Origin of the sequence: Albimonas pacifica (assembly GCF_900113695.1) — a bacterium.
Classification (GTDB): Bacteria; Pseudomonadota; Alphaproteobacteria; order Rhodobacterales; family Rhodobacteraceae; genus Albimonas; species Albimonas pacifica.
The window spans coordinates 1-1358 of sequence record NZ_FOQH01000063.1 but is presented as its reverse complement, the minus strand read 5'-3'; the positions used below and the strand labels follow the sequence as shown (position 1 = coordinate 1358).

Sequence of the window (1358 nt, the reverse complement as noted above, 5' to 3'; positions counted from 1 at the left end):
ATCAGGCCCTGCAGCTCCTTCCGTTCCTTGGCGGTGGCGGCGGTCATGCGATCGGAGACGGAGAGCACTTCCTTGCGGACTGGATCGGTCTCGCGCAGGACCGCGAGGCGCGTGCGCTCCTGCTCCAGCAGGCTCTCCACCGCCTTGCGCTCCTGGTCGAACTCGCGCGTGCCCGACCGCGAGGTTGCGAGGAGCTTTCGCCGGGCCTCATCGGCGGCGGCGGCCCGAGCCTCCAGGTCTCCATACTCCTCCGCCTGGGCGGCGAGATCCTCGCGCGCCGAGACGTCGCGCGCGCCGAGGCCGGCGTAGATCGGCGCCTGGGCCCTCTCCATCGCCTTGATGCCGAGCTGGCGGGCCTGCTCGACCGGGTCGTTGGCGTAGGCGGCGCGGATCCGCGCGTCCTCCAGCCGCTCCGCGCCGCTCTTGCCCAGGTCGAAGGCCGCGTCGCGGGCGCGGGCCATCTCGTCGGCGAAGCGGGTGGCCTCGGCCCGGGCCTTGGCGACGCCCGAGGCCATGTCGATGCCGGCGAGACGGCGGGCCGAGTCCTCGCTCGCGACGAGGTGCTCCAGGAACTGGACCTGCTCGGTCTTCAGGGTGACCTGGCCGCTGCTCAGCTGCTGGAAGCCGCCGTAGATCTCGACCACGCGCTCGTAGACCTGGCGCCAGGACTCGGCCATGCCCTCGGGCGTGGCCGCTGTCTTCGCCCGCTCCATCGCCGCGGCGACCTCGTCGATCTCGGCCCGGCTCATGCCGAGGGTCCGCGCTAGGCGGCCTTCAGCGGTCCGCCCAGCGTGCCCCGCCGAGTCCGCCCTGGCGATGTCGCGGAACTGCTCGGCGATCCCGGCCGCGATCCCCTGCTGCGCGCGCAGGAGGTCGAGGAAGGCGGTCCGGCGCGCCAGCTCGTCCTGGGCCCGGAGCATCGCCTGCAGCTCGCCGGTCATGGCGCCGTACTTCGCGACCATCTCGTCGAGCGCGCCCGAGGACAGCCGCTTGGTCGACGCCACCACCGCGTCGATGCTCGCGTCGACTTCGTCGATCGCCTCGCCCAGGTCGATCGCGGCGGGACCGGCCTCCCGCAGCCAGGAGAACATCGCCGCGCCGGCGGCGATGGTCCCGATGGTGATCAGCGAGACGGGGTTGAGCACCGACAGGAACGCCGCGCCGAGGGCCCGCACCGCCCCGCCCGCGCCCATGGGCCCGAGCACCTGGCTGATCTGGGTGCCCTGCTGCAGGGCGAGCTGCAGGGGCGACTGCCCGGCGGCGAGCATCACGCCGATGTCGTTGAACTGGGCGGCGAGGTTGCCGAGCTGCGCTGCGCCGGCGTTGGAGGCGACGCCGACCTGGCGCATGCCGGTGGC

General features: G+C 73.4%; 1 protein-coding gene. It reads right to left on the bottom strand.

The window, feature by feature from the left end:
• Positions 1 to 1358: phage tail length tape measure family protein (locus BM064_RS27875; RefSeq protein WP_218161139.1), on the bottom strand; the 1358-nt coding region annotated here is incomplete at both ends.